This is a genomic window from Aminipila butyrica (genome assembly GCF_010669305.1).
Lineage (GTDB): Bacteria > Bacillota > Clostridia > Peptostreptococcales > Anaerovoracaceae > Aminipila > Aminipila butyrica.
In genome coordinates, this window is the sequence record NZ_CP048649.1 from 2,951,231 (window position 1) to 2,974,569 (window position 23,339).

The 23,339-nt window shown below is 44.4% G+C and carries 21 protein-coding genes and 1 riboswitch; of the genes, 9 read left to right on the forward strand and 12 right to left on the reverse strand.

What is annotated here, in order from left to right; all coding sequences use genetic code 11:
• Positions 1 to 12: 12 nt before the first annotated feature.
• Positions 13 to 1,185: an ABC transporter substrate-binding protein gene (locus tag Ami103574_RS13945; protein ID WP_207710503.1), complete on the reverse strand. Its 1,173-nt coding sequence runs from the start codon at positions 1,183 to 1,185 to the stop codon at positions 13 to 15.
• A gap of 162 nt (positions 1,186 to 1,347) precedes the next feature.
• A riboswitch (cobalamin riboswitch) is annotated at positions 1,348 to 1,477 on the reverse strand.
• A gap of 152 nt (positions 1,478 to 1,629) precedes the next feature.
• On the opposite strand from Ami103574_RS13945, the gene Ami103574_RS13950 reads away from it, so the two are divergent.
• Positions 1,630 to 2,559: a LysR family transcriptional regulator gene (locus Ami103574_RS13950; RefSeq protein WP_163067569.1), complete on the forward strand. Its 930-nt coding sequence runs from the start codon at positions 1,630 to 1,632 to the stop codon at positions 2,557 to 2,559.
• Between the two features lie 394 nt (positions 2,560 to 2,953).
• Here Ami103574_RS13950 and Ami103574_RS13955 read toward each other — a convergent pair whose 3' ends face one another.
• From Ami103574_RS13955 to Ami103574_RS13985, 7 genes are all read right to left on the reverse strand, one after another.
• Positions 2,954 to 3,412 carry a FlxA-like family protein gene (locus Ami103574_RS13955; RefSeq protein ID WP_163067570.1) on the reverse strand — a complete coding sequence of 153 codons (459 nt, stop codon included), beginning with the start codon at positions 3,410 to 3,412 and terminating at the stop codon, positions 2,954 to 2,956.
• A 73-nt stretch (positions 3,413 to 3,485) separates the two neighbouring features.
• Positions 3,486 to 4,814 (reverse strand): sensor histidine kinase, encoded by a 1,329-nt coding sequence (locus Ami103574_RS13960; RefSeq protein WP_163067571.1) that lies wholly within the window; start codon positions 4,812 to 4,814, stop codon positions 3,486 to 3,488.
• A 1-nt stretch (position 4,815) separates the two neighbouring features.
• Positions 4,816 to 5,523, reverse strand: a complete 708-nt coding sequence (locus Ami103574_RS13965; protein ID WP_163067572.1) for a LytR/AlgR family response regulator transcription factor — start codon at positions 5,521 to 5,523, stop codon at positions 4,816 to 4,818.
• Between the two features lie 230 nt (positions 5,524 to 5,753).
• Positions 5,754 to 6,794: a histidine phosphatase family protein gene (locus Ami103574_RS13970; RefSeq protein ID WP_163067573.1), complete on the reverse strand. Its 1,041-nt coding sequence runs from the start codon at positions 6,792 to 6,794 to the stop codon at positions 5,754 to 5,756.
• Between the two features lie 64 nt (positions 6,795 to 6,858).
• Positions 6,859 to 7,641: an adenosylcobinamide-GDP ribazoletransferase gene (locus Ami103574_RS13975; RefSeq protein WP_163067574.1), complete on the reverse strand. Its 783-nt coding sequence runs from the start codon at positions 7,639 to 7,641 to the stop codon at positions 6,859 to 6,861.
• Positions 7,642 to 7,661: 20 nt separating this feature from the next.
• A complete protein-coding gene (locus Ami103574_RS13980) occupies positions 7,662 to 8,252 on the reverse strand; it encodes a bifunctional adenosylcobinamide kinase/adenosylcobinamide-phosphate guanylyltransferase (RefSeq protein WP_163067575.1) in 591 nt (196 codons plus the stop codon).
• A gap of 73 nt (positions 8,253 to 8,325) precedes the next feature.
• The gene (locus tag Ami103574_RS13985; protein ID WP_163067576.1) at positions 8,326 to 9,201 is read right to left on the reverse strand and encodes a LysR family transcriptional regulator; all 876 of its coding nucleotides are present in this window, start codon (positions 9,199 to 9,201) and stop codon (positions 8,326 to 8,328) included.
• 324 nt (positions 9,202 to 9,525) lie between these two features.
• Between Ami103574_RS13985 and Ami103574_RS13990 the strand changes: the two genes are divergently transcribed.
• Entirely contained in the window at positions 9,526 to 10,464 is a 939-nt protein-coding gene (locus Ami103574_RS13990) for a DMT family transporter (protein ID WP_163067577.1), read from the forward strand.
• 20 nt (positions 10,465 to 10,484) lie between these two features.
• On the opposite strand, the gene Ami103574_RS13995 is transcribed toward Ami103574_RS13990, so the two are convergent.
• The 3 genes from Ami103574_RS13995 to Ami103574_RS14005 all read right to left on the reverse strand — a co-directional run bounded on the left by Ami103574_RS13995 (position 10,485) and on the right by Ami103574_RS14005 (position 14,586).
• Positions 10,485 to 13,133: an EAL domain-containing protein gene (locus Ami103574_RS13995; RefSeq protein ID WP_163067578.1), complete on the reverse strand. Its 2,649-nt coding sequence runs from the start codon at positions 13,131 to 13,133 to the stop codon at positions 10,485 to 10,487.
• A gap of 254 nt (positions 13,134 to 13,387) precedes the next feature.
• Positions 13,388 to 13,894: a gamma-glutamylcyclotransferase family protein gene (locus Ami103574_RS14000; protein ID WP_163067579.1), complete on the reverse strand. Its 507-nt coding sequence runs from the start codon at positions 13,892 to 13,894 to the stop codon at positions 13,388 to 13,390.
• Positions 13,895 to 14,202: 308 nt separating this feature from the next.
• Positions 14,203 to 14,586, reverse strand: a complete 384-nt coding sequence (locus Ami103574_RS14005) for a VOC family protein (protein ID WP_163067580.1) — start codon at positions 14,584 to 14,586, stop codon at positions 14,203 to 14,205.
• A gap of 54 nt (positions 14,587 to 14,640) precedes the next feature.
• Between Ami103574_RS14005 and Ami103574_RS14010 the strand changes: the two genes are divergently transcribed.
• From Ami103574_RS14010 to Ami103574_RS14040, 7 genes are all read left to right on the forward strand, one after another.
• Positions 14,641 to 15,168, forward strand: a complete 528-nt coding sequence (locus Ami103574_RS14010; protein WP_163067581.1) for a putative ABC transporter permease — start codon at positions 14,641 to 14,643, stop codon at positions 15,166 to 15,168.
• 205 nt (positions 15,169 to 15,373) lie between these two features.
• On the forward strand, positions 15,374 to 16,609 hold the full coding sequence (locus Ami103574_RS14015; protein WP_330587102.1) for an ABC transporter substrate-binding protein: 1,236 nt from the start codon (positions 15,374 to 15,376) through the stop codon (positions 16,607 to 16,609).
• 124 nt (positions 16,610 to 16,733) lie between these two features.
• Positions 16,734 to 17,621 carry a branched-chain amino acid ABC transporter permease gene (locus tag Ami103574_RS14020; protein WP_163067582.1) on the forward strand — a complete coding sequence of 296 codons (888 nt, stop codon included), beginning with the start codon at positions 16,734 to 16,736 and terminating at the stop codon, positions 17,619 to 17,621.
• 2 nt (positions 17,622 to 17,623) lie between these two features.
• Positions 17,624 to 18,700 (forward strand): branched-chain amino acid ABC transporter permease, encoded by a 1,077-nt coding sequence (locus Ami103574_RS14025; protein ID WP_163067583.1) that lies wholly within the window; start codon positions 17,624 to 17,626, stop codon positions 18,698 to 18,700.
• Complete coding sequence (locus Ami103574_RS14030) at positions 18,693 to 19,532, forward strand: ABC transporter ATP-binding protein (protein ID WP_163067584.1); 840 nt, start codon at positions 18,693 to 18,695, stop codon at positions 19,530 to 19,532. Before Ami103574_RS14025 ends, Ami103574_RS14030 begins: the two co-directional genes overlap by 8 nt.
• Positions 19,532 to 20,236, forward strand: coding sequence for an ABC transporter ATP-binding protein (locus Ami103574_RS14035; protein WP_163067585.1), 705 nt, complete (start codon positions 19,532 to 19,534; stop codon positions 20,234 to 20,236). Before Ami103574_RS14030 ends, Ami103574_RS14035 begins: the two co-directional genes overlap by 1 nt.
• A 233-nt stretch (positions 20,237 to 20,469) precedes the next feature.
• A complete protein-coding gene (locus Ami103574_RS14040) occupies positions 20,470 to 21,486 on the forward strand; it encodes a DMT family transporter (RefSeq protein ID WP_163067586.1) in 1,017 nt (338 codons plus the stop codon).
• A gap of 165 nt (positions 21,487 to 21,651) precedes the next feature.
• Here the strand turns inward: Ami103574_RS14040 and Ami103574_RS14045 are convergent, their stop codons facing one another.
• A complete protein-coding gene (locus tag Ami103574_RS14045; protein WP_163067587.1) occupies positions 21,652 to 23,256 on the reverse strand; it encodes a phosphohexomutase domain-containing protein in 1,605 nt (534 codons plus the stop codon).
• Positions 23,257 to 23,339: the final 83 nt, after the last annotated feature.

The following is a 23,339-nucleotide window of genomic DNA, read 5'->3' on the forward strand; positions in this document are numbered from 1 at the left end:
CATTCACCTATCCTACTGGCTTTGTTTATTTGCATCTTCACTTAAAATTAGAGCCATGTCCTTTGCCGATAATTTATAATTAAAATAATCTTTATAATATGCCGTCAATTCTGTTTCCACGTCCTCATCGTTAAAAATATCCGGCTGAATAATCTGTGCCATCCATTTCATCATCAAAGGAGTTTCTACACCTGGTGCATCCCAGCGATATATACCTAAAGGTGTTTTATATACCTTCTTATTTTTTACTGCCGAAATGCTACTCCAATCCTGGCCCGGAATGGTGTTTTTATATAAATCTTCCGGCTCAAATTCATCAAAATTACTTAAAAAAATGATTTCTGGATCCCAGGCTAGAATTTCTTCCATGGTGGCATTACTCTTCACTTGAGACGCAACGTTATCTGCTCCTGCCAGCTCTAAGGCTTCTCGCATAAAGTTATCATTTCCCTGGATTTTTAATTGAGCATCTCGCAAATATAAAACTCTCGGTTTATCTGCCGTCTTTACGGCTTCTTGTTTCGCTTTCATATATTCATAGGTTTTCGTATAGGAATCAATAAATTGCTGGGCTCGTTCTTCCTTTCCCAATAATTCTCCAATGATTTTCATACTGGTCTGCAATTCATCAATGGTTTCATTTTTTATCATAATCGGGGCGATTCCAACTTCCTTTAGCTGAGCAGCTTCCGCCTCCTGATAATCCCAAATAATCATGACCTCTACACCATTCTTTGCCGTCTCTTCCATATTAATCGACAAATCACTGCCTATGCATGCCGTTGAAATATTACCATATTCCGGGTCCATGCTTTCCAGAAAATGACCCTTATATGCTTGCATGGCAGATGGGTTCATCGCACTTAAACGTGCGGAAGAATTATCAATACAATATATAACCGATGCCCAAGGAATGGGCACCACTCCTATTTTTTTTACCTCCATAGGAACTTCAACTTGATTGCCTGCCGCATCCACAATTACACGGGTCTGCACTTTATCTTCTGCCTTTAAATCGCTGTTTCCACAGCCATTTAACCCCACAAGCAAACAAATGCTTAAAACCACTAAAAATAATTTACTAAATCCTTTTTTCACGTTAATTCCTCCTGCTATTTCCTTTAAATAATTCAACAAATAGTTATAATCGCCGTACCCCAGCAGGTTACCATTCCAGTTGTCCATCTTGTTTTCCTCTCATGACACACAAAAACTCCGCATCTTTCGGATACGGAGTTTTATTTTTCTTATTTTAGACTTGAATCTATTCCAAGTATGAAACGATAAAACAAAGCCAAATTCAACTTTCCCAATAATCCGTCAGGTCGTTAATTCAAAACTATCGAAGTATCCTGGCTTAGATTCTCTGTACGCTGCAATGACTTCCCAGAATGATATTCCAGTGTCAATATTCTTTATCAGTTGCAACGACTCCTCTTCACAGTGGCGGTACCGCATCGGATTTTCACCGATTTCCATACAATAGCTCTATCTATTTTTTTCATTGTATCATAAGACAACAGAACATACAATCCAGCCCACAATAGACATTCTCCATTGTGGGCTATCAATTTTTTTGATAATATAATACTTACATAAGAAGAAGAAACCCCAAGAGAGGAGTATTTTATGACATTACAATCCATGAAATATATAATAGAAACGGCTAATCATCAGTCTTTTTCAGAAGCTGCTAAAGTGCTATTTATTTCTCAGTCCACTTTATCCACCGCAATAAAAGAAATGGAAAAAAATCTAGGTATCATTTTATTTTATCGCAACAATCGAGGTGTCACACTGACTGCGGACGGAGAAGATTTCTTAAAATATGCCAAAGAAATTGTTTATCAATCCGAGCAGCTGGAACAGCGGTATCGCTATCGAAAATATCTGCCCATGCGCTTTTCTGTTTCAACACAACGCCTTCCATTTGCCGTACGGTCCTTTACACAATTAATGAATACCTTAGACTTAGAGTCCTACGATATCGCCATTCGAGAATGCCCGACCTACTCCGTCATCCAGGATGTTGCTAACCGCCGAAGCGAACTGGGTATTCTTTCTATCCATCATACTCACCTTCGTTCCATCAAAAAGGTACTTGCCAGCTGTAAGCTCTGCTTTAATGAAATCCATCAGTTAAAACCTTATGTCTTTATTAATGCTTCCCATCCTCTTGCTTCTAAAAAAAGTATTTCTGTGGAAGCGCTGGAACCCTATCCATTTGTCACCTATGATCAAGAAATTGACATATCCCATTTTACGGAGGAAATGCTTTTCTACAAACTGTTGAATAGAAATATACATGTGAGCGACCGCTGCACTAAAATTGCACTGGTTCGCAATGGCACGTGCTTTAGCATTGGTCCCGATTTAACCAACAGCAATGCCGATATATTTCATAAAGGTCTGGGCGAAATAGTAGCAATTCCCTTAAAAGACTTTCCCCACCCCTTACACCTTGGATATATTTCTTTACTTTCTGAGCCCTTAAGCTTATTATCTAAAGAGTACCTAAAATATTTAGAAGCCGATATAAAAGCAATCGCCGGACTATAATATGTAGAAATCATCACATGACGTTCTAGTCCGCAACATTAAGGGGATGGATATGTTTAAGGGATTAAAAATATGGCTGGGGCTATGGGCAGTTCTAGCACTTATCGCTATGTATACAGGGCTGGATACCACGACCTCTGTGATTTTTTCTTATGAAAAAATGTGAGGCAATGTACTTCTTTTCACGCCAGCCTGCGCTATTTTATTTATCAGCATCCTTTTTCAATGGTTAAGCTTTCTCTTCAAGAAACTGCTTGTACCAGGGGTGATTTCTGCTGCCGGTTATTTTCTTGTATTGGTTGTCTTTCTCCCCTATACGCCTTTATCTTGTATTCTCTTAGGCTTTCTCGCAAGCCCCGTAGGCCTTTTTCATTATGCGGTCTCGGTTCACTTCTTAGGTCAAATTTATGAAATTTGACGTTGGACTGACAGCTTTTGAAACAATCTTTTGCTCCCCTTCTCCGTCTTTATCCAACCGATATAGGCCAGCAGATTCCTCTGGATTATCCCTGCTGGAAATATAGGTATCAAGTGCATTCCTTGCAGGATTAGAAGCAGAGTCTGGCTTTTGCTGTTCCGTACTCTTCTTCTCAGAAGCAGCTTCTGCTTTTAGCTGCTGAATCTGCTTGTTCAACTCTTCAATCCTCTTTTGCAAATTGGCATATTCTTCGCTCTGCTGTGCTGCAAAAGGATTTTTCTCCTCCTCTCGCTGTTTTTCAAGCTTGCTTCTTTCCTTCTCTAGTTTTTTAATCTGCTGTTCTGTATCTCTGGTATCACCTCCCGTGACATTTGGGCTGATGCCTGCCGCATTTGGATATCGAGGTGAAACGGCTCCCATACTGCTGATATTCATCGTAAATTCTCCTTTGTTTTTAAAGATACTCTGAATATATCTGCTATGTTAGTGCATTTCAATGGCTTTGTAATCAGATGTCGTCTGGTTGTCGTGGAATGACAAAAAGGATATTTAAGCGAAACATTTGTAAGTTTTTTTCTATACGCACCGTACCTTGATATTTTTTTACCACCGCTTTTATACTCTCTAGTCCAATCCCAGAACCTTTGGTAGGCATCATCTTATCTGTACGGCTATTTTCAATCTCAATCAGAAAGAATCCACTTTTTTGTACAGCCGAAAGCGTCAGATATCTATTAGATTGCACTACAGAGCTGCACGCATTTATGGCATTATCCACCGCATTTGAAAATACAATACACAAGTCCAAAGCATCTAGGAGATTACCCCCAGGAATTTTTACAGTGCAATTCACATCGATACCCTTCTGGCGAGCTAACCCTAATTTATTTGTCAATAACATATCTAAAGCAATATTTCCAGTTTGACAAGGAAAAGAAAGTTGGTCAGAAAAGCTCGTCAACTTACCTAGGTATTCTAAAGCATTTTGGCTTTCTCCTTCTTTTAAAAATCCACCCAATACGGTCCAATGTCCTTTTAGATCATGGCGAAATGCCCGAGTCTGTTCATAACGCAGTTGCATCTCTTGAATAGAAATGGCCTGAGTGTGCACCTGTTGCTCCAAAAGTGCGTTCCGCATTTGCAGTTCAAAGCCTTCTGACAATTTCTTATAGGCAAAAAGAACGGCAAATAAACAGAAGTATGCAGCGATTTGAATGCCTAACATGGTCCAGTCATTCACATTAGGAAAAATTCTGGTTCCCTCTGGGTTGATGACAACCATGTTGCCATATGCTGCAAAGACGTGCTGCATGACAAGAAGCACGAAAAAAATCGGCAACAGAAGAACCAAAACATACTGTAACAGAAAGATTCGTCTGCCATTCAGCCACGTTAAAACCAGTCGATAAGAAAAGAACACAACTACCATGACACTCAGACCACTAGCGGCCATCAGTATACTGGTATAGGAAAACAAGGTTGTAAAAACAATGCTCAACAAAGATTGAAAGATGCCGTTTGAAACCTGCATGATGCAAATTGCTAATACAGTTGTAATGGCAGATAAGGCTGGCTGGCATTTTAAGACTAGCCATCCAAATAAAAAGAGGGCCGCCAATTCAAAGGCTGTAGCCATCGGAAAAGAAAACTGAAAATGCATTTCAGTCACCGCCAAGGAGTAAATAATCAGCACATAGCCTGCATGATGACACCACGTTGCTGTGCAACTTGTAAATTTGCTGAAAAAGGAGATTTCCAACCAAGCCAGGCAAGCATTTAATATACAAAAGAAAAAAATAAAATCCAGCCAGCCGCTGAATAGTTCAGTTATCTGCATTTTATTTGTCCCCTTTCTTCATATACGTCAACATGGCTTCCATAAACTCCTGTTGGCGTAGCCTTGAAACCGGCAGATTCTCTCCATTACTTAACTTCGCCAAACCTTTTTCATAACCGCAGACAGCCCGGAGGTTTACCAGATAACTGCGATGACAGCAGAAGAAGTCGGGGGTCAGTTTCTTCTCTAATTCTTTCATTTTGAAATAATAGTCAATCACTTCCTGCTTGGTGTGAACAAAAATTTTTCTGTTAATGGCTTCACAATACAAAATGTCAACAAAGGGGATGGATTTGCACCATGTGCCCTTTTGGACAGTCAAAATAGAGCTTTGTTGATTTTGAATGGAGCGAAGAAGACGGTCTAGCGTGGCTCTAAAACGACAATCATCTAAAGGTTTTAATAAAAAACCGGATGCTTCCACGGAAAAAGCATCATAGACATATTCTTTAAGAATAGAAACAAAAACAAAAAAGCTTTCGGAGCCGGACTGTCTTAATCTTCTTGCGGCTTCCATACCGTTCATCCCTGTCATCTGTATATCAAGAAAAACGATATCAAAACTTTCATCACTTGAAAGCAAGTCTTCTCCACTAGAAAAGGAGCGTATTTGAGCCCTCTGGTGCTTCTCATCCATATAAGTGATGAGCTTATCTTTTAATTCGCCTATCATATTGCTATCGTCATCACATATTGCTATTCTAATCAAAATACACCCCTCGCTTATATTGCGTAATACACCATTTTAAGAATACCTTTGCTGTAACTGAAATTCAAGTGGAATGTAGTGAACTGTCATTTTATTGATTTCAACTGTATGGCCTGGGAACATCCGCAAAATTCCGCCACCTAAAAAGCAGTCTCCCTTCAACTTTAAGGCGACTGCTTTCTCTTCCTATTGATCTAAAATAAAATGCTTTTATCTTCGCTTTTCTTTTTTTAAAATGCCTGATAAGACACTGGCTTTCCATCTTCCATGCGAAGGGTATAGCCGTGACCAGGATCGGGTATCCACTTATAAAAGTGTTTATCCTCCTCTGGAAAACAGTCAGCCATGACCTCGGCAATAACGCCTCCGTGACAAACTACCACGGAGTGGGCTTCCTTGCCAGAATGGCGTGTAGAAAGTTCCTTTAACTGATGCAAATCGCCCAGTTTCTTAAATCCCTGAAGTACCCGGCTTTGAAAGACCTGCCTGCTCTCTCCGTTCGGAGGGCCTAGCTCCCCTGTCTCATCACTAATCCACTGCTGATATTCCGGGAGCTCCTTCAATTCCTCATAGGTAAACCGCTCATAATCCCCAAAGGAAATTTCTCGCAGTTCTTCTAGCACTCCGTGCTCCTGCTCCCCAAAAATAATCTGAAAGGTCTCCTCCGTTCGGAGCATGCCTGTGGTATAAAAGTCTGCTCCATCGACTCTCGGATAAATGCTGTCAGCCTTTAAGGCAGCCAGCAATTCCTTCCCTTCTTCCAGCAACGGTAGGTCTGATTGCCCATAATACCACCGTTTTACATTCCCCTCTGTAGTGCCATGGCGAATGATGTGAATGTAGGAAACCCGTTGCGCCGGTTTGGTCATGGCTGGCGCAGCCACTCCTTTCAGCACTTGTGGCAGACCGCAGAAAATCCGCGTCACCCGCTGAGCCTGACCGCATAGATAAATCAGCGCCCGGCCATTCATCTCTCGCCAAGCCCGCAGGGTCTTGTCCATAGGGACTACCCCTTGAGAGATGTCCGCACAGATCAGAATCTTATCCTTCAGTGCCTGCTCATGCTCCCGCAAATACTGACTAGCCTCCAAGCCCTGGGCTGTACAAGCATAAGTAAATTCCTCCAGCCCGTAAATCACCTTTTTAGAAAAGTCCAGTTCCACTGTGTCACTTTCTCTGCTGCAATAAAAAATTTCGTCTTCCTTTATATGAAATTGATTTTTGACGTAGTCCAGTTTGCCCTGGTATACACCACCAACGATTATCTCCATTTGTAGACTCCTCCTTTTGTTACCTGCCTGATTTGAATTTCTCTGTCTCCTGTCAACTCTCTGCTTATAAAACAGCTAACGTTAGTAAACCTGCACATTCAGCTATTGTCAGGGCATAGCCAGATATGTCACCGCTCATGCCCCCCAGCTGCCGTCTGCCATGACCCATCATCAGGTGATGAACGATGACAGTAATGCCGGCAGCAATGGCTGCTGTCAGCCCTTGCTTTAGCAAAAATGCCGGCAACAGAATCGCCGCTGCTATCATCAGGTTCAGCACAATACCATACTTCCTGTTGATCTGCTGGTCGTAGCTGGCCTTGTACTGGCTGTGACCGATCGGTACGAAGTTTAGTACCCCATAACCGGAGCATGCCCTGGATACCAAGGGTATGACCACCAACCCGGTCAATTTCCAGGAAACGTCCTCCATGGGTCCAGCTGCCGGATCCACCGCACACCAAGCAGCAGCGAAAGATAGGAGAAACAGAATGGCCACACTAATCACGGAAAAAGCGCCCACATGGGAATCTTTCAAAATCCGCTGACGTTCCGCCAAATCTCTCCGAGATAGAATGGCATCACAGCAGTCCATGAACCCATCCAAGTGAATAAATCCGCTAATGATAAACGGATAAATTGCCAGTACTGCCGCCTGCAAAGGCAGAGGGATTCCCACCAGAGCCATGACCCAATACAAGCCGTACCACAAGCCCCCCATCAAAAGGCCAATCAGTGGAAAAAAGACCAGCTGCAAACGCCTCAACTCATTGTCCCACCACTTGCAAGGGCAGGGCACCGCAAAAAAATTACCCCAAGCCATAAAAAAAGCCGTTAAATACTTCATCAAATACTCCTTGTCATCTGCTAAAACGTCTTATATTCCACCACATTACCAAAAGACACCTCCATGACCCGCTGGCAAGCCTCTGCCAAGGTTCGGTCAATGAGAGCCAAACTTTTTCGATAGGTTTCTGTCAAAGGATCGTAAGCAGCTGCCTCCCCATATATATAATCCGAAACGAAGACGGTATTACCTGTGCGCCGAGCAAACTCTCGCAGTTCCTCCGCAACCCGAATTCCGGCATCCAAATCCATGCTTCCGTCTGCTTTGAACATCTCATTAGACAGAAGCGCCGTCACGCTGTCCAAAAGAAATACACCTGCCGGATTTGCTTTCTCTTCAGCCCCGCTCTGACAAGGTTTCTCTAGGAGCTGTCCCTCTGACACTGGCTTCAAGCAGCACAGAATGTTCTCACTCTGTTCCAGGGTGGTAAAGCCCCACCCTTCCCGCTCACTGATATGCCGATCAATCCGCTTTAAATCTTCCTCATCCGTTGGCCTCATAGTGGCCAGATAGTACGACACCTTATCCTGTTCCTTGGCCATCTCTCTGGCGATGGTCTGGGCGTACATCGACTTGCCATTCTTACAGCCGCCGCTGATAAAAACATTCATGTTTCTGTTCTCCTACTCTCGTTTAGTCCCGCGTATGCTCTATAGCTTTCATTGTATCATAAATATCTCCAGGTTATAATGCCTTTGTGAGAATCTCCACCGCATACTCGACAAACTTTCTCACAGACGGAGATGCATTATTCAGGGAAGGAAGTGCAATCCCCATCTTAATCACATAAGGCGGCTCTGTGGGCAATGCGATAATATCTTTTCGCCAATCTTGTATGCTTATTTCATTCATTAAGCTGACCCCCAGCCCTTTACCCACCATAGCAATAGCTGTAAAAGAATCAAAGGTGGAAAGGTAAATATCTGGTGTAATTTGAAATTGATCTAAGATTTCAAAAACATCATAATCCTCGCCATGCTCCGGCATAATAAACCGCTCATGCCGAAAGGCTTCAATCGGAAAAACTGTCTCCCCTGCTAATGGGTGATTTTGAGGTAAAACAGCCAACATTCGATCCTCCATCAGCGGAATCCAATCATAATTCATCGGCTGTGAATCGTTAAAAAAGGCTACATCGGCAATCTTCGCATCAAGATACCCCATAATTCCTTGCTGGGTCCCTTCAAGAAGCTTAATCCGGATACCTGGGTATTTCTTGCAGAATCCGCTTATCAACTCGGGCATCCATACGGCCGCCAAGCAATGATAAGAAGCGACGTTTATATTTCCAATAGCCAACCCTTTCATATCCGCCGATAGCTGAAATAACCGACTTTCTTGAAGGAGCAGTTCTCGTATGATGGGCAGCAGCATGCTCCCTTCTTGTGTAAGGGTAACCCCTTTTTTGCCACGCTGTAATAGTATGATATCAAGTTCCTCTTCCAGTGCCTTTACCAGCTGGCTTACTCCAGATGGTGTATAACCTAACGTGTCGGCTGCTTTTTTCAAGCTGCCGGTATCTGCTGCTGTAAGAAACGCTTTATATCTTGAAGTGTCCATCACACCCGTCCTTTCCTTAAGTAAAACTTAACATAAGACCAACAAACTGTAGTTTTACTTTTCAATACCCCTATTTTATAATATCAATAGCTGTAATGCAAATATAAGATCCGCTTCATCTCTATTGAAGCAGGACTTTGCTGTAGACAGCCTGCATGTAGGGTAGTTCTATTGTATCGCAAGGACCCCTATGTTATAATAAACGCGCGATGATTTGTATTTTCATAGGCAGCGTTGCTGTAAGGAAGCGGTTATTGAATCATACGGCGGCTTTGCTTGTATGATATAAGACCACTCCTATTTATTTAGTAAAGGAAGTGTAATATGAATAGCAAAATAAGAGCTAATATTCTATTGCTGTTGACGGCCCTGATATGGGGTTCCGCTTTCGTTGCACAGATCAAGGGTATGGATAATCTAGGGCCATTCTCTTTTGCCTGTGTGCGAAATCTGGTAGGAGCAGTCTTTCTCATTCCGGTCATATTCATGCTGGATAAGCTGGAAGAAAAGAACCGTCCACAGGTACCATTAGCAGAGAAAACAGAAGAAGAAAAAAAGGCAGAACGAAAAGTGCTGATTACCGGCGGTATTTGCTGTGGCCTGGCCTTATTTGTGGCTGGTTCCTTGCAGCAAGTAGGGCTTATGTACACTACCGCAGGAAAGGGCGGCTTTATCACAGCCCTTTACATAGTTATCGTTCCCCTTTTAGGACTTTTCCTAAAAAAGAAAGTCCGTCCAGTGATTTGGGCTTGTGTAGCTGTGGCTGCTCTGGGTCTTTATCTGTTGTGCATCAAGGAAGGCTTTACCATTGGCAAGGGAGACTTGTTGATTCTCCTCTGTTCCCTTGGATTTTCAATGCACATTCTAATCATCGACCACTTTTCCCCAAAGACAGACGGCGTGCGCATGTCCTGTATCCAGTTCTTTGTAGTAGCCTTTCTGTCGGGCATCGTCATGTTTGCCATAGAAACGCCTACTGTTAACAATATCCTCATCTCCTGGATGCCAATTGTGTATTCCGGCGTACTCTCCTCTGGCGTAGCTTATACCTTGCAGATTGTGGCACAAAAAGATACGGACCCGACCGTAGCATCCCTGCTCCTCAGTCTGGAATCCGTATTTGCTGTTCTTGCTGGTATGATTGTACTCCACGAGGTCCTGTCGGGCCGTGAAATTCTGGGCTGCATCCTGATGTTTGCTGCCATCATTGTAGCACAGCTTCCTTCCAAGGAAGAGCGCTTGACTCAAACAAATGCACTCTGATAAAAGAGTTTGTTTCATCTTTATAGAATATTAATATAATCACGTAGGGGGATATCTTTCGCAAAGATATCTCCTTTTGCTTCATCACAGTTGCAATCCATCAGAAACGCCAGCTGAGACTGCTCGCTCACCCCGGTGACAATGGAGCCCGCCTGAAAAGATTGGACCATACCCAGGATGGAACGAATCATGGCTGCCGGGAAGTCCTGGGTCAATAAGCTCGGTCCAAACTTGATATAATCTGCCGGAAGCTGACTCATCTTCCCTAAAGACAAGGTTCTTCCCTGATATTCTCCAATGATGCAGCTAGACCCCATCTCATGGATGCTGTCGATAAGCTGTCTTAACAGGGATGACTTCTCATACAGCAATTCTTCCGTCACCTCAAAAGAGAGCAGTTCTCCCGGAATATTGTATCGTTCTTTAATCCGCTTAAATTTATCTATAAATTCCTCCACATTAAAATGGCTCCAATGAAGGGTAATAGATATAGGCATGCAATCTCTTCCCTTGTCCAGATGCTCCCTTAACAGCCGGCAAACCTCCTCAAATATGAAGGTGTCTAAGCGCATAACCAATCCACGCCGTTCAAAAACACTCAAGTACTGTTCCGGCATCAGCGGCCCTTTCTCCGGATGAATCCACACGGCATAAGCATCTCCATTACAAAGAGACCTCTTTTTCAACTGGTAACGCGGGGCGACGAAAATCTTAAATTCACTGTTTCTGAAAGCTCGATACATGGTCGTCTCCAGCTTTTTCTCAAAGATAATCTTTTCCAACAATTCCCCATCATAATAGGAAACAACTACGTTTTCCAGATTCTTTCCATTTTGCTCTTTTAGCGCTAAAGCTGTCCGCCGCTTAATCAAGCCCAAATCCATGGTCACATCTCTGATGACGCAAACGCCAAACTCCAATTTAAAGCTGGTCTCTATAATGCACTTGCCCATCTGAACCAGTCTTTTCTCCAACTGCTCCTTTCCCTCATACTTCATGAGAATCATCATGTGCTCTGCATAATAACGGCAGAGCAGCTCGTCACCATCAATCCGCTGAGCGATACCCAGAAACATCGTGCGAATCAGTTCATTTCCTCGGATGTGCCCATATCGTTCACTGTATTGCCCAAAATCCCGCAGATTCGTGTCCACCAGTACATACTGACATTGGACCTGTTTCACCAATTCCTTGGCCTGAAGATCAAAGTAATAACTGTTCATGCCTCCAGTCACATCGTCCACATAGGCCAGTTCCGCCAAGCCTGCCTTTTCTCCCTGAATCCGTCTAGACTGATAGCGGAATACAGACAACAAGAGCAGCAAACAGGCTCCCCAGGCAAGCCCAGCGAACAGCAGCTTTAGCTCCTCTGTACGTAACGTCTCCCCCTTTACCAAACTAATTAGATATAAGTCCTCAATCGGCAGCGGCATGTATGCGCCAAACCGACGCTGACCGTCCTCTACAAAATCAAAGGTCCCCGACTGCTTATCCGTCAAATGGTCAATTAAAACGGCTTGATTGTATGCCGGATTCAGCTCCAGCGAAGGTTGACTTAAATATTCAAAAAAGTTTTTTTGAGATTTCAGCTCAGGAATTTCCCCTCTTTTGCCCCAAAGGATATTGCCCGTTTGATCTACGATAACCAAATCCTGACCTTCCAAGTCTCCTGCCGTAAAGATGGAATTGCATAGCTTGTGCAAATCTAAGATGGTCACCAAGGAGTTGTAGCTATGACCTTCAAATTTTAATTCTTTCATTGGTATTTTATAACTGATAAAAGCTTTGCTATTAAAATAATCTGAAGCAACAAAAATACCTTCCGACCGGCTATAACTAAAGCTGGTCACTCCTCCTGATCCAGCTACTTTAGCCCCTTCCTGGTTGGATAAAACCCGACCCGCCGAATCGGCAAAGAAGATGCTTTCATATCCATATTCCATCTGCTCATCCATCAGGTATTGGAGACTTTGCTTCTTATCCAGCTGACCGCCTACAGTAGAAAGGAGATTTTTCAAAGTAAATAAATTGTGAGAAATGTCCTCCAGTTCCCCCTCAATAAACTGATTGGCGTTTTGACAATCCTGTAGGGTGGCATCAGCTACCTTGATAAGCCGCTGGTGGTAAAGGTTATAGAAGAAAAGCAAAGAAACTGTCATGCACAGCAGGCAAATAGCTATTGTAATAACCCGATACCTGCTCATGCGCCTCATGTGCAATTCTTTTCGATGGTCAAACTTGATGCCAAAATTATCTACAAACGGTTTTGGCGGCCTCTTTCTCTCTTTTTTCCGTATATCCTCTAACTGCTCCACCCGTTTATGAGAGACATCCTCCATGACAATTTTGATGATGTTGCTATCTTTGCTCTCCAGCAGCTTTATTTCGCACTTAAGAAATTTGTAATCCTCTCCGTCAAACAGCATACAGCACTCAAAGGTCTCGCTGCCTTTACCAGTCACCAGCATGTCTTGAAAGAACTCCATCGAAAAGTATTTTTGCAGCTGTGCCACATCGTTGTCCCGTCCACCATATTCTACAAAATACTGAAAATATTGGCTGGCATCGTATGTGCGACCTTCTCTTCCATCCTTTATCAGAACTACGGTCATACTGTCTATATCTACTTCAAGGGTCAAGAAAAACCTTTCCGCCGCTTTGAAAACCATACCAACTTCTCCTTGCTACTAATCGTGCTGCTATTCAGCTTAATCACAAATATTGTCGAATTATGGTTCTTTCTGTAAAATTATTCCATAATCCACATCAGTATCAATATAGCATTGAAACGTTGAAAAGTCAAGCTTTTGTTGGCAAGGCATTAAGTATAACTGAGGAAATAAATTCAAATAATTTGCATAATTTTGTCTATTAAAGAAGCTTCTCAAAAACAACAAAACGGCGGTTTAATTAACCGCCGCCGCTAAAGAAATGGATGGCAACTAGTTGAGTCGCCAAGACTTTCATATTTTTTTATAGACAGTTCCCGTTGGGTATCCTGTACCGCATCGTAGAGGATGTCCTTAATCAGCCCATTGGAATTATACGCGTGAACCAGCGTTTCTATGTAAAACGGGGTGGGCTGGGCCGGCTGGCTGCGCCGTTCCTCTGGCATAACATAAACCAAGGCCTCCAGAGTCTCCCGTCGGAACTTCACCTGAACCTGCTCCTTCACATACCGACCAGAAATCTTTCCCGCTAAGTCCATCGCTCGCTCACAGTGCTTTGTAATATACCACAAAACTACTGGCAAAGTCCCCCCTGAACAAGGCTCAATGTTAATCACGCCTTTATTTTTTCCTCTGAATGTCAGCTTATAATCTTCCAGCACGCCTACTCCCAGCAGCTTTGCAAAAGGACATATACGAAACCGCTTATACACGTCCATATTGCTGCCGAAAGCAGCATAAAGCTTATAGCTTCGTTTCATTTTTATCCCCCCCTTACACGAATACTTGCTTAAAAAACTCTTCCTTCTCGAATTGACTGAATATTCTAACTTTTCATTTATTATAATTCCTTTATAGGAAACATGAAACTCCCTTTTTTAAGCATTTTTCTTACTTTTTCTTTTAATTTCGACATTTGCTTGTTTTTCTACATTTAATATAGCTTTTATACATATGGTGAAATTCGTGCTTCGGGTCCTTGCTCTAAGTGTTTCATTTTATACATACCCCTAAATGCTCCAATCAAAACAACATATTTCAAGGAAAAATCATTATACCGCGGTCTTTTCTATCTGGTAGGAACTACTTCCATCCAATATCCGTCTGGATCAGCAATAAAGTAAATGCCCAGATCCTGATTTTCAAAGCAGATGATGCCCATCTCTTTATGCTTGCTATAGGCCGCTTCATAATCATCTACCTGAAAGCCTATATGCGACTCATTGTCACCTAAGTTGTAAGGCTCTTTCCGGTCCCTGTACCAAGTTAATTCCAGAAGCATCGGTTCTTGTGTGCCTTGCCCTTCTTGTGCTCCTAAAAACACGATAGAAAAAGAGCCGTCAGGAGCCTCTATCGTGCGAATAACCTTTAAGCCTAAAGCTTCCTCATAAAATTTCAATGATTTATCCAGATTTAAAACGGTAATACAGCTGTGATATGCTTTAAATTTCATTTTTTTGTTCTCCTTTTCTTTTTTTATTTTCCTATTTTATCATGAATTGGTTATATGTCAAATTGCAGGACCAACTGTTTCTGGCAAGCTCAGCCGGTACTTTTAACCAGTATGAAAAATTATTGTTTCACAGATACTATGTCCATGGAAGAGAATTTTGCAAGAAAAAAACAGAATAATTTAATGGAAGAATCCGTCAGAGACGCTCAGCCTCTCCGATCCTTTATCATATTTACTATAGGATTTTTAGGTTATGGTATTATTGAAGTGCTCTTTCGAGGATATACCCACTGGTCCATGTTGGTCACCGGAGGGGCCTGCCTGTTAACCCTCTGCTATTTAAACGACACTTATCGGGAGGCACCAATTTTGTTGAAGGCCCTGGTTGGTTCCTTGGTCATCACCGCCTATGAGCTAGCGGTAGGCCTAATCGTCAATCGGTTCTTTCATTTTAATGTATGGGATTACTCCAACCAGCCCTTTGACTTTTTAGGGCAAATCTGCCCCCTTTTTACTTTTTTGTGGTTTTTGCTGTGTCTGCCACTGTTGGCTGGAGCCCGATTTTTCTCTCAGAAGAACTGACAGCTACCTCCTCAAAGTGGCTGTATTGCTTTATTACAGCAAAATTTTACCTCAGCAAATCAAATAAAAAGAATTGTCTGAATTTTATTTAACCAAACAAGTATGCACAATTTTATTTGTTTTTGCATCCAAAATTTCTTTACTTTTCTGTAGAAAACAGGTACAATGGAAGGTATCTGAATAGAATATTGAGGAGGAAATTATCATGAGGAAGTTATCATTATTATTAGTATTGATTTTGGTCGTTTCAGCGGCCCTTGTCGGCTGCGGTTCCAAGGGATCGGACGGCGATGGGTCCACAGGTGTTACGGGAGTGACCATCACCGGAGACGTCATCAAAGTCGGCGTGTTCGAACCTACTACCGGTGAGAATGGCGGCGGCGGTATGCAGGAAGTCCTGGGTGCCCGCTACGCCAACCAGTTGATGCCGACCGTAGATATCAACGGCACTACTTATAAGATTCAATTAGAGGAAGTAGACAACCAGTCGGATAAGGCTGCTGCGGTTACTGCTGCTCAGTCCCTGATTAGTAAAGGGGTTGTCGCTGTTATCGGTTCCTACGGTTCTGGCGTATCTATCGCTGCCGGAGATACCTTTGCAGGAGCTGGCGTTCCGGCCATAGGTGCTTCTTGCACCAACCCACAGGTAACTTTAGGAAATGATTTCTACTTTAGAGCCTGCTTCCTGGACCCATTCCAGGGTACGGTTATGGCTTCTTATGCTACTGATTCGAAATATAAGACTGCCGCTGTAATCAGTCAGAATGGCGACGACTATTCCACAGGCCTGGCTGGCTATTTCAAGCAAGCGTTTGAAGCACAGGGAGGCACAATCGTTGCCGACGAAACGTACCAGACTAATGAATCAGACTTCAATGCAATCCTGACAAAGATTAAGTCCGCAAATCCAGACTGCATCTTTATCCCATCATCCATCAATACGGCTACGCTGATTCTGCCGCAGGTGGCTTCAAACGGAATTACCGCGCAGGTACTGGCTGGCGACACGTGGGAAAATGCAGCCATCATCTCTAAGGATGCCGTAGGTGTGGCACTGTCCACCTTCTTTGATGAAAACGATGTCAGCAATCCAGTTTCTGCGGAGTTTGTAAAAGGCTTCAAAGGATACTTGAACTCAGATCCGAAGAATATTACTTACAACGCTAACAGTGACACCGTAGCTGCAGTATCTGCGCTGGGCTATGATTGTTACACTGCTATTTACGAAGCGTTGAAGAGCCTGGACGGTACCGAAGGTGATTTGACTTCCGTAGCCATCCGCGATGCGCTGACGAAGGTAAGCTTTGACGGAGTAACAGGACACATTGCTTTCGATGAAAACGGGGATGCCATTAAGGATACCGCTTACATCAAGACAATAGACCAAGAGTCCTTGACCAGTAAGGAATTCAAGTTTGTTAAAACCCAGACAGTGAAATAATGGATTATTTCCAATTTCAGTTGTAGCTTTTTTCACAAAAATTAATCTGACAAAACAAATGCGGCAGGGAGGCAGAAGCGTGTCTTCCACCGCTTTGTTTCTTTATTAGGAGGCTTTTAAAACCATGACAGCAACAGCTTTTTTTTCATACTGCCTAGCGGGGCTATCCATTGGCAGTATCTATGCGCTGATTGCCATCGGCTATACCATGGTGTATGGAATACTCAGGCTCATCAATTTTGCTCACGGAGATATATTTATGATGGCCGCATACTTCATGATTTTTGCTATGGTAGATCATAACATTCCTTGGTACATATCCATGGTTATCATGATCGTCAGCACCGTACTTTTAGGGGTGGTCATCGAAAAACTGGCCTATAAACCTCTGCGAAGCGCCCCGAGAATGTCTATTATGATCTCGGCTATCGGCGTTTCCTATCTGCTTCAAAATCTAGCTACGTACCTGTTTTCCGCTTTGCCGAAGCAGTACCCATCTATTCCGATTTTGAACCAGACTATCACCTTGGGTAGTGTTTCCACCTCCCTGGTAACCTTTATCACACCGATTATCACCATCATCTTTGTTGTGCTGTTGATGCTTCTAATCAAATATACCAAGATTGGTATGGCCATGCGAGCCGTATCCAAGGATTTTGAAGCAGCACAATTGATGGGTATTAAAATCAACAGTGTTATCAGCTTTACCTTTATCATCGGCTGTTTTCTAGCCGCATTAGGTTCCATGCTGTATTTTACACCGAGACCATCCGTTTTCCCTTTGGCGGGTTCCCTGCCAGGCCTCAAGTGCTTCATCGCAGCGGTGTTCGGCGGCATCGGCAGTATCCCGGGAGCTGTTGTGGGCGGCTTCATCATCGGTTTCTCGGAAACCTTTATCAAGGCAGCCGGTTATTCGGAGTTCAGCGATGTGTTTACATTTGTCTTATTGATTGTCGTCCTCATGTTCAAACCGACTGGTTTGTTCGGTGAAAATTTAGCAGAGAAGGTGTAATTATGACAAAAAATCAAAAAAATATTTGCTCTATAATTGCCTTACTGGTGCTGGCTGGACTGATTTTTTCAGTGAACGAATTTGCTTCTCAGTCTTCCATGCTCCGCACAATTCTGCAATTAGGCGCGATCTATGCCTTAGCCTCCGTATCTATGAATCTGCTCAACGGGTTTACCGGACTCTTCTCACTGGGTCAAGCCGGATTTATGGCGATAGGAGCCTATGCTTTTGCTATATTTACCATTCCAGTCAAGAACAAGCCTATGGTCTATTACCTCTACGGCATATCTGACGGACTGGCTAATGTGGAACTGCCTAGCTGGCTGGGATTAATTCTGGCTGGTCTGATAGCTGCCTTGCTGGCAGCCCTCATCGGCGCTCCCGTCCTTCGATTGAAAAGCGACTACTTCGCCATCGCAACTCTGGGTTTTTCAGAAATTGTGCGAATACTAGTGGCCAGTTCGCCTTTCAACACCATTACCAACGGTTCCTTGGGCCTGAAGCTCATACCGGGATACAGTTCCTACTACACGCCATTTATTATCGTGTTCATCTGTATCGTCATTATTGTTCTGCTGATTAAGAGCTCTTATGGACGGGCGTTCAAAGCGATTCGAGAAGATGAAATCGCCGCTGAAGCCATGGGTATTAACCTGGCTAAGCATAAACAGCTTTCGTTCATCATCAGTTCCTTCTTCGCCGGGATAGCTGGAGCCCTGCTGGCCATGTACCTGGGTGCCATCACGTCCACCACCTTCCCGATTATGTTGACCTACAATATTTTGTTAATTGTCGTTATCGGCGGTATGGGCAGTGTTACAGGAAGTATCATTTCAGCATTTTTAGTAACCGCTGCCAAGGAATGGTGGCTGCGGTTCCTGGACCAGACCATGATTATTGCCGGAATCCAAGTTCCTTTCCTCCGGACCGGATTTCGTATGGTGGTCTTCTCCATCATTCTTATGGTAGTTGTCCTCTTCTGGAGACGTGGGATCATGGGTCAAAAGGAATTTTCCTGGGACGGTATTTACCGGTTCTTTACCCGAAAATCCCGCAAAGGAGGTGCTGTCAATGAGTAAGGAGAATCTGCTGCGGGTTTCTGATGCCACAATGCAGTTCGGCGGAGTTGTCGCCCTCAACAATCTAGACTTAGAGGTTAATAAGGGCGAAATTATCGGTCTCATCGGCCCTAACGGCGCAGGCAAGACTACCGCGTTCAACGTGATTACCGGCGTTTATGCGCCTACCAATGGAGAAATCAGCTTCGACGGTGAAGTGATTGCTACCAACTATCCTCATGGTAAGATGAAAACCCTCTATTCCGGCCAAAACGCTGGCAAATATACGAAAACGGTCATGCCTACACCGGATAAGATTACTAAAAAAGGCATTGCCCGAACATTCCAAAACATTCGCTTATTCAAGGATCTGACGGTGTTTGAAAACGTACTTATCGCCAAGCATCTGAACATCAAGGCCAACGTATTCTCTGCCACCTTCCTGCTCAATCGCAAGGAAGAAGCCAGAATGCGGGAAGAAACCATGGAGCTTCTGCGAATACTGGATTTGGAAAAAAATAAGGATGATATCGCCTGCTCCCTGCCCTACGGCAAGCAGCGCCACCTGGAAATCGCCAGAGCTCTGGCCACCAAACCAAAGCTGCTGCTTTTAGACGAACCCGCAGCTGGTATGAACCCACAGGAATCAGACGACTTGATGCGTTTCGTTTCCCGTATCAGAGATGATTTCCAGTTATCCATTCTCACCATCGAGCACCATATGCAGTTCGTTATGGGTATCTGTGATCGGATTTATGTGCTGGACTACGGTACCTTGATTGCACAAGGTATTCCATCAGAAATTCAAAATAACCCGAAGGTTATCGAGGCGTATTTGGGGGTAGACGAATAATGTTAAAAATAGAAAATTTACATGTGTTTTATGGCGGTATTCACGCCCTCCGAGGCATCAGTCTAGAAGTTCCCGATAAAAAGATTATCTCCCTCATAGGGGCCAATGGTGCCGGCAAAAGTACCACCTTGAAAGCCATCATGGGCCTGGTAAACCGGGCGGAAGGCTCTGTCTCCTTCAACGATAAAAATATCACCACCATGCAGACCAAGGACATCGTAGGCAGCGGCATCGTGCTCTGTCCCGAAGGCCGACGGGTCTTCCCAGACTTGACGATTGCCGAAAATCTTACCTTAGGTGCCTACCTGCGCAAAGATAAGGACCAGATTAAAAAGGATCGTCAATGGGTATATGAGCTGTTTCCCCGGCTTTTGGAGCGGGAATGGCAGCTGGCGGGCACCCTTTCTGGCGGTGAGCAGCAAATGCTGGCCGTCGGCCGGGCAATTATGAGCAAGCCAAAACTCCTCATGCTGGATGAACCTTCTTTGGGGCTGGCCCCTCTGGTAGTTAAGGATATCTTTTCTATCATCCGTCAGATTAACGCTGCTGGTGTCAACATCTTGCTTATTGAGCAAAACGCGAAAGCCGCACTGGAGATTGCCGACTACGCATACGTCATGGAGACCGGCAGCATCACCTTGGCTGGAACAGGCAAAGAGCTGTTGGCCAGCGATGCTGTGAAAAAAGCATATTTGGGCGAATAAACGATTTGCTCATTACCATGGAGCCAGGCAAGCCTGTCTGGCACATTCTCTCAATATTCTTATTCAAAATACCAACCGAAAAAATCGGTTGGTATTTTTTTGTGAAAACTGGCATGAACTTATGTAAAAAAGCATTTGATATGGTAGAATACGCTTATAAAAGCTTTGGGCTTGAGATTTTACTTGATTTATTTCATCCTACTATAAATTCACCGAAACAGGAGGATATCTGTATGGACGATTACCACAAGCTGACGACAAAGGCCGAGGAACTGAAACAGACATTAAGCAAAGAAAACGACAGGGATCCAGAAGGGATAACAGACATGCAACGGGCTTCTGCCGCAGAGGGAACAGCTTCAAATGCAGACGTGACAGGGACACCGAAGGAGCATCCACTGCGGAAAGGCATTTCCTATATCTTAGCCTCTTCTCTCGGGTTTAGCATTATCCCCATTCTAGCCTCCTTAGGCTTCTCGGCTAACGCTTCACCTGTTACCATGCTATTTTACCGGTTTCTCATTGCTGGAATCGTGTTTTTTACTTACTGCTTTATTCGGCAGCGATCATTTCTGCGGCAGAGCCGAAAAAATACAGTCCAGCTGGTAACGGCAGCAATCATCTACTCCATTCAGTGCATCTTATTTTTTTCCGCCTTTCAATACATACCGGCAGCCTTAGGGGAAGTAATTTTTTATATCTACCCTGTCTTCGTAGCTGCCTTATCCGTTCTCTTTCTTAAAGAACGGATGACCCGATACCGAGTTGTGGGCATTCTTACAGCATTACTGGGCATTTTCGTGGTCTTATATGCCCCAGCAGGCGGCTTGCACCTAAGAGGTGTGCTGCTGGTGTTGCTGGCCGCACTGGCCAGTTCCTGCTATTTTATCTTTAATAAGAAGTTCACCTCGGAAATCAGTGCTCCTGTGCTGATGACCTATGTATGCTTTACTTGCAGCTTTCTTTATCTGATCTACAGCTTGTTCACTGGAGAATTTACCGTACCTACGGAAGGAAAGGTCTGGCTGTATATCTTGCTGCTGGCGCTCTGGTCCACTTGCGTCGGCCTCTTCTGTCTGATGCAGGGGCTTAAACTGCTCAGTGCGGGGATCGTCTCTCTGCTCAGCCTCGCAGAACCCATCTTCACCATCCTGCTTTCGTTCTTGATTTTTGGCACAGCCCTGACACCTTCTCAGCTGCTGGGCTCCGGATTAGTCCTCGTTGCCATTTATATCTATGAAAAGAATTAAACGCTTCATTCTGTCCTATCGACGTCTAGGCTATGCTCTATATAAGAAAAGACGAGCTCTTCTCTTCCTACCGAGAACTCGTCTTTTTGTTTTAAGTACTTTATCATATTTGATAAGAAAAGGTTGCCTCCATTTCAAGCAATCGAACGTTACCCCTTCCAGATACTACAGCTTGCTGATATCCAACTGCTCATAGGCTGCCAGAAACGGCCTTAGCTTCTCCGCAATCTGCTTACAGCCCCCCGGCTGATTCGATTCAATGTTCAAAGGCATAATCGGATCATGAAGGGATTTCCGCAGCAGACACCAGCCGTCTCCGTGGCTTTGGTTGAAATTAATGCGCACACCTTCATAGTTCGGTTCCACCAGACTCATGCCGCAGTGGCAAAGAACACAGCTCCCTTCTTCCACCGCCTCAATTTCTCCATCAGCCTTGCGCTGGGCACAGTCTGACATAGAAGACCATTGGCGCAGCTCCTGCAAAATCCGATCTCCGTATGGACCGAAATCCTCACACGTAATAGGCAGCCGTATCTCTATGGCCTCAACTGGCTCTTCCAGCCGATTAATCAAGCTATCTAACGTTTTCCCCTCAGCAGCCAGTTGCGCTGCCTTGATGACAATCTTGGTAGCCAAATAGGCTCCATCATCTAAGAAATGGTTTTCTTTTAAAGCGGCATGGCCCGACGTCTCGATAGCTAGCTGGCTATCGATTCCTTCCTCATTGAGCCGGACAGCTTCATTAATTACGTTCTTGTATCCCCGCTTAAACCGCTTGTGTTTCAGCCCCAGCTCTTGTTCCAGAAAGACTGTCAGCTGATCACTGGTAATACTATCCGTGACCACCGTCGTCCCCGGATAGGTTTCTGCTACCAGCGCAGCAGCCATGGCAACAATACCATTTCGACTGATTTCCCGTCCCTGGTGATCCACCGCAGAGGAGCGGTCTACATCCGTGTCAAAAATCAGCCCCAAGTCGGACTGAGTCTCCAGCACCTGCTGGGAGATGGCGGCCATGGCGGCTTTGTCCTCCGGATTCGGTGCATGGTTAGGAAAGGTGCCGTCCGGCTCTAAAAACTGGCTGGCGGAAATATCTGCCCCCAGAGGAGCCAGGACCTGCTTGGCATAGAAGCCACCACCGCCGTTGCCGGCATCTACAACAATTTTCAGCCCTTTTAAAGGCTTTTCATAATCTAGACAGCTATTTACCCCCGCCTTGATTTTGTCCCGCAGAAATCGGCTGTAAACGCCCATGAGCCCTTGTTCTGACCGCTTCCAATCCTGCTCCGCCACCGGATCTCCCAAGGCTGCCAAGAACGCTTCCCCCTCCGCCCAGGCAATAATTTTCCCGATATCGTTCTTGTCCAAGCCGCCACCCCGATGAAAGTATTTAAATCCATTGCGGTTAAAAGGCAGGTGACTGGCAGTTATCATAATCGCCCCATGACAGGCAAACTCGGGAAAAACCGTGCTCATAAACATCGCCGGTGTAGAAGCCAGGCCGCAAGGTATCACCGTAGCCCCATGACGAGCTAGGCCTCGGATTACTGCTTCCAGCAGCATCTCTCCGGATATCCGAGGATCCCGTCCCACTGCCACCTTTAACTCACCGGGCTTCTTCCCCGTCTTTTCAGAAAGCCACAGCAGAAAGGCTGCCGACAGACGTTCCGCCTCTTCCGCCCCCAGATTAGGTACTTCTCCCGCTATTCCCTCCAGCGCAATGCCTCGAATGTCACTCCCATTTTGCAGCTTTTTATAATCACGTTTCATTCAACCTTCTCCTTTTCAATTCATAGAGTTCATTATAACATTCCCCACAAGGCTGCGCAAGGTAGCCCCAGGGGGATTTAAGC

What these genes read in the sequence shown, in the direction of transcription:
- Ami103574_RS13945 (WP_207710503.1), bottom strand. Translation starts at nt 1,185, where the DNA reads ATGGACAACTGGAATGGTAACCTGCTGGGGTACGGCGATTATAACTAT.
- Ami103574_RS13950 (WP_163067569.1), top strand. Translation starts at nt 1,630, where the DNA reads ATGACATTACAATCCATGAAATATATAATAGAAACGGCTAATCATCAG.
- Ami103574_RS13955 (WP_163067570.1), bottom strand. Translation starts at nt 3,412, where the DNA reads ATGAATATCAGCAGTATGGGAGCCGTTTCACCTCGATATCCAAATGCG.
- Ami103574_RS13960 (WP_163067571.1), bottom strand. Translation starts at nt 4,814, where the DNA reads ATGCAGATAACTGAACTATTCAGCGGCTGGCTGGATTTTATTTTTTTC.
- Ami103574_RS13970 (WP_163067573.1), bottom strand. Translation starts at nt 6,794, where the DNA reads ATGGAGATAATCGTTGGTGGTGTATACCAGGGCAAACTGGACTACGTC.
- Ami103574_RS13975 (WP_163067574.1), bottom strand. Translation starts at nt 7,641, where the DNA reads ATGAAGTATTTAACGGCTTTTTTTATGGCTTGGGGTAATTTTTTTGCG.
- Ami103574_RS13980 (WP_163067575.1), bottom strand. Translation starts at nt 8,252, where the DNA reads ATGAATGTTTTTATCAGCGGCGGCTGTAAGAATGGCAAGTCGATGTAC.
- Ami103574_RS13985 (WP_163067576.1), bottom strand. Translation starts at nt 9,201, where the DNA reads ATGGACACTTCAAGATATAAAGCGTTTCTTACAGCAGCAGATACCGGC.
- Ami103574_RS13990 (WP_163067577.1), top strand. Translation starts at nt 9,526, where the DNA reads ATGAATAGCAAAATAAGAGCTAATATTCTATTGCTGTTGACGGCCCTG.
- Ami103574_RS13995 (WP_163067578.1), bottom strand. Translation starts at nt 13,133, where the DNA reads ATGGTTTTCAAAGCGGCGGAAAGGTTTTTCTTGACCCTTGAAGTAGAT.
- Ami103574_RS14000 (WP_163067579.1), bottom strand. Translation starts at nt 13,894, where the DNA reads ATGAAACGAAGCTATAAGCTTTATGCTGCTTTCGGCAGCAATATGGAC.
- Ami103574_RS14005 (WP_163067580.1), bottom strand. Translation starts at nt 14,586, where the DNA reads ATGAAATTTAAAGCATATCACAGCTGTATTACCGTTTTAAATCTGGAT.
- Ami103574_RS14010 (WP_163067581.1), top strand. Translation starts at nt 14,641, where the DNA reads ATGTCAAATTGCAGGACCAACTGTTTCTGGCAAGCTCAGCCGGTACTT.
- Ami103574_RS14015 (WP_330587102.1), top strand. Translation starts at nt 15,374, where the DNA reads ATGAGGAAGTTATCATTATTATTAGTATTGATTTTGGTCGTTTCAGCG.
- Ami103574_RS14020 (WP_163067582.1), top strand. Translation starts at nt 16,734, where the DNA reads ATGACAGCAACAGCTTTTTTTTCATACTGCCTAGCGGGGCTATCCATT.
- Ami103574_RS14025 (WP_163067583.1), top strand. Translation starts at nt 17,624, where the DNA reads ATGACAAAAAATCAAAAAAATATTTGCTCTATAATTGCCTTACTGGTG.
- Ami103574_RS14030 (WP_163067584.1), top strand. Translation starts at nt 18,693, where the DNA reads ATGAGTAAGGAGAATCTGCTGCGGGTTTCTGATGCCACAATGCAGTTC.
- Ami103574_RS14035 (WP_163067585.1), top strand. Translation starts at nt 19,532, where the DNA reads ATGTTAAAAATAGAAAATTTACATGTGTTTTATGGCGGTATTCACGCC.
- Ami103574_RS14040 (WP_163067586.1), top strand. Translation starts at nt 20,470, where the DNA reads ATGGACGATTACCACAAGCTGACGACAAAGGCCGAGGAACTGAAACAG.
- Ami103574_RS14045 (WP_163067587.1), bottom strand. Translation starts at nt 23,256, where the DNA reads ATGAAACGTGATTATAAAAAGCTGCAAAATGGGAGTGACATTCGAGGC.